General features: G+C 72.5%; 4 protein-coding genes. 3 read left to right on the top strand and 1 reads right to left on the bottom strand.

Annotated elements, in window-relative coordinates:
- A partial coding sequence (locus tag JWR86_RS10885; RefSeq protein WP_299564961.1) for a nucleotide disphospho-sugar-binding domain-containing protein occupies positions 1-1,296 on the bottom strand: 1,296 nt, incomplete at its 3' end.
- 237 nt (positions 1,297-1,533) lie between these two features.
- On the opposite strand from JWR86_RS10885, the gene JWR86_RS10880 reads away from it, so the two are divergent.
- The 3 genes from JWR86_RS10880 to JWR86_RS10870 all read left to right on the top strand — a co-directional run.
- On the top strand, positions 1,534-2,361 hold the full coding sequence (locus JWR86_RS10880; protein WP_299564958.1) for a polyphosphate kinase 2 family protein: 828 nt from the start codon (positions 1,534-1,536) through the stop codon (positions 2,359-2,361).
- A 4-nt stretch (positions 2,362-2,365) separates the two neighbouring features.
- The gene (locus JWR86_RS10875) at positions 2,366-2,956 is read left to right on the top strand and encodes an NUDIX hydrolase (RefSeq protein ID WP_299564955.1); all 591 of its coding nucleotides are present in this window, start codon (positions 2,366-2,368) and stop codon (positions 2,954-2,956) included.
- 327 nt (positions 2,957-3,283) lie between these two features.
- On the top strand, positions 3,284-3,909 hold a 626-nt coding region (locus tag JWR86_RS10870; protein WP_299564952.1), incomplete at its 3' end, for a lytic transglycosylase domain-containing protein.

Genomic DNA, 3,909 nt, shown 5'->3' with positions numbered 1-3,909 from the left:
CGAGGCCGCCGCCGGCCGCTCCCCGGGGCCGACGGGGCGGCCGGTGGCCAAGACCCGCTCGACGATATCGGCCGCCCGGGAGACGCCCCCGGCCGCGGCGATCTCGGCCGCGAGCCCCGCGGCAGCGACGCGGTGGGAAGGGCCGCGGCCGACCGCATCCACCTCGCGGGCGAGACGCCGGACGCCGAGAAAGCGGCGCGACAGCTTGCGGCCGGCGCCGTTCCATTCCAGCCGGGCCGCGATGGCGCCCTGCTCGAACGCGATCGGCAGCGCCAGCACCGGCACGCCTGCGGCGAGGGCGTCCATCACCGTGTTGAGCCCGCCATTCAGGATGGCCAGATCGGCTTCGGCCAGGACCGCCCCTTGCGGCACGAAGGCGTGGACCGTGGGCGAGCCGGGCAGCCGCGCGGCGTCGCCGGCGCTCATTCGTCCGCCATGGGCGATCACCAGCCGGAACCCGGCCCGCTCGCCGGCGGCCGCGATGCGCCGGAACAGCGAAACGCGGCCTCCCTGGAGCGTGCCGAGCGACGCATAGGCGAGCGGCCGGCCGTCCGGCGGGGGCAGCTCGGCCTCGGCGCGGCGGTCGGGAGCGGCCGGATCACGGATCGGCCCGACGTGGTGGAAGACCTCCGGCAGCTCCCGCCGGGGAAAGTCGAAGCCGGCGACGGTCTGGCTGATCTGGGCGAGCCCCGACAGGCAATCCGCGACATGCCGCCGGGGCCCCAGCTTCCAGCGCTCGGCATAGGCGGCGATGACGCGGCCGTGCGGCCGCATCAGGAGGTCGCTCACGCGGTAGCCGCCGAGGTTGCGCTCCCGCCCCCAGCGGCCCGGATCGTAGCGCCAGCCGGTGAAGGGCGGCGGCACGTCCGGCTCGCGGTTCAGCGGCAGGGCGTTGGCGACGGTGACGGCCGGCAGGCCGAGATGCTGGGCGACCAGCACGCCCGCGGCCTCCGTCCCATCGCAGACCACCATGTCGGCGCCGACAGCCCGCAAGGCGCCGGGCAGCTCGCGACACAGCATGTCGGTGGCGGCCGCCACGTCGCGGATGATGCCCGGGAGCCCGAAGAACCCCTCGATCCGGGCCATCCGGCGCGTCACGGCGGCGAGATGCCCGGCCGGATGCGACACGTGACCGACTGCCCGAAAGCCGATGGCCTCGTCGGTGATCAGCCGTTGAGCATCCGGCATGTGCAGAAACGTCGCCCGGTGCCCGCGACGCAGGATCTCGCGCGCCAGCGCCTGCATCGGGTCCATGTGCCCGCGGAACGGCGGCGCGATGAAGGCGAGGTGAGCCAAGCGAAATCCGGCGTTGAACCGGGACGCTAGAGGGGCGCGACGCCGCTGGCCAGACCCCCGCGGTCACGGCTGCGCGAGCCCGGGAGCTCGGCGGCGGCTCGCCAGGGAACGGGTCCGCCTCGCCGGGGTTGTGCGCCAGTCGAGAAGCGCCGAGGAGGGGATGGTGATCTGGACCTCACGCGCGCTTGCCGCAACTTTGGCTGCCACTGCGGCAGCGGCCGCCCGCGGGCCTCGCCCGTGAGTGCGTTCCGCCGCCGTCGCAACATCGGGCGCCAGCTCCTGGTCAAGCCGCGCAGCAAGGTGGACCTGACGGCGCACGACCCGGCCGACACCAGCCTCGTCGGCGACAAGGAGAGCGCCAAGGCGCAGCTCAAGGAGGATTCCGAGGCCATCGATGCGCTCCAGGACAAGCTCTTTGCCGAGCGCCGGCGGGCGCTCCTGATCATCCTTCAGGGCACCGACACCAGCGGCAAGGACGGCACCGTCAGGGGCGTGTTCAGGACCATGGGCCCGCTCGGCGTGGCCGTGACGGCCTTTGCAGCGCCGAGTTCGGAAGACCTCGCGCACGATTTTCTGTGGCGAGTGCACAAGGCCTGCCCGCAGCGCGGCACCATCGGCATCTTCAACCGCTCGCATTACGAGGACGTCTTGGTCGGCCGCGTCCGCAGCCTCGCGCCGCCCGAGGTGATCGAGCGGCGCTACGACCAGATCAACGCCTTCGAAGACCTGATCTCGTCCTCGACCCGGATCGTGAAGTTTATGCTCCACATCTCCAAGGAGGAGCAGCGGAGGCGATTGCAGGCCCGGCTCGACGACCCCGACAAGCGCTGGAAGTTCAGCCCCGGCGACCTGGAGGACCGCGAGCACTGGGACGCCTATCAGCACGCCTACGAGATGGTGCTGGCCCGCTGCTCGACCCGTGCCGCGCCCTGGTACGTGATCCCGGCCGACAAGAAGTGGGCCCGCAACGCCGCCGTCGCCGCCATTGTGCGCGCCACGCTGGAGGACATGGACCCTCGCTACCCGGCGGTGGATTGGGACCCGGCCGCATTCGAGGTGAGGTGAGCCCATGGCGGACGAGAGCGCCCTGCCCCGCATCGCGCATCGCGAAACGGTCTATGACGGCTGGGGGCGCATGCTGAAGCTCCAGATCAGGCTGCGCGACGGCTCGACCCTGACTCGCGAGGTCGAGGATCACGGCCAGGCGACCGGGGTGCTGGCCTACGACCCCGAGCGCCGCGTCGCCCTCCTCGTCCGCCAGCTCCGGGCGGCGGTGCTCATGACAACCGGCGAGCCCGAGGTGCTGGAGGCGATCGCCGGCCTTCTCGACGAGGACGATCCCGAAGCCGGCGCCCGGCGCGAGGCGGACGAGGAGGCGGGCCTGCGGCTCGGCCCGCTGGAGCGCGTGGTGTGTGCCCATTCCATGCCGGGCATCTCGAGCGAGCGCATCCACCTGTTCCTGGCGAGCTACACGGCCGCGGACCGCACCGGCCAGGGCGGCGGCGTCGAGACGGAAGGCGAGAACATCACCGTCTCCGAAATCCCGCTGGCCGAGCTCGCCCGCATGGCGGACGAGGGCCGAGTGCCGGACATGAAGACCATGCTGCTCGTGCAAACGCTGAGGCTGCGCCGCCCGGACCTGTTCGCGCCCAGGGCGTGACTTTTCGGCCGCACTCGGCCGCTCAGAACCAAGACACAACGGCTCACGCCTCGATTGAGCCCCATTTCGCCCGGACCAAGGCGGTCCGTTCATGGGGCTTCAATGATTTTACGCGCTGCGCTTGCCGTCTCCGCCCTCACGCTGCTCGCCTGTCCGGCATCCGCCCTCGAACGGCGGGCTGCACCTGCCGTCCTGGGCCAGGCCGGATCCCCGGCGGTCACCGAGGACGTTGCACCGGAAGCGGCGGCGCGCTCGCGACGGCTCCGGCCGGTCCGCACCGCCGTGCTGCCGCCCCCGAGGCCGGCCGAGCTCGGAGGCCATCCGGCCGTGGCCGCTGCGCCGGCTGCCCCCGGCGCCGCTGAGACCGTCGAGGTCACCGCGCCGCCGCCCCAGCCCACCAACATCTTCGCCGCGCTGTTCGGCGCCGGCAGCTCCGTTCCCGCCTCCATCACCAGGGAAGAGGCGGCCGCGATGTCGTCCGGCCGGCCGCATCTCGACGCCTTGATTCGGCAGCATGCAAGGCTCAACGGCGTGCCGGAGTCACTGGTTCACCGCATCGTCATCCGGGAAAGCCGCTACAATCCGCGCGCGATTGGCCGGGGGGGCGCCATGGGCCTGATGCAGATCAAGACCGCGACGGCACGCGGCATGGGCTACCAGGGCGGGCCGGACGGCCTGCTCGATGCCGAGACCAACATCACCTATGCGGTGAAGTACCTGGCCGGCGCCTACAGGGTCGCGGACGGCAACCACGACCGGGCGGTGTCGAACTACGCGCGAGGCTATTATTACGAGGCGCGTCGGCGCGGCATCACCCAGCAGGCCGCGTTCACGACCGAGGCTCCCGTCGTCGAGAGCCGCCGCCGCACCCGCCGGGCCTCAACCCGCACGCCAGCGGCGGTGCAGCCGGCCGCGGCGGTGCAGCCGGCCGTTGCCGCGCCCGCACCGGCCGC

The sequence above is a fragment of the Enterovirga sp. genome, assembly GCF_028290205.1.
Taxonomy (GTDB): Bacteria; Pseudomonadota; Alphaproteobacteria; order Rhizobiales; family Beijerinckiaceae; genus Enterovirga.
This window is presented reverse-complemented; position numbering and strand designations above follow the sequence as displayed.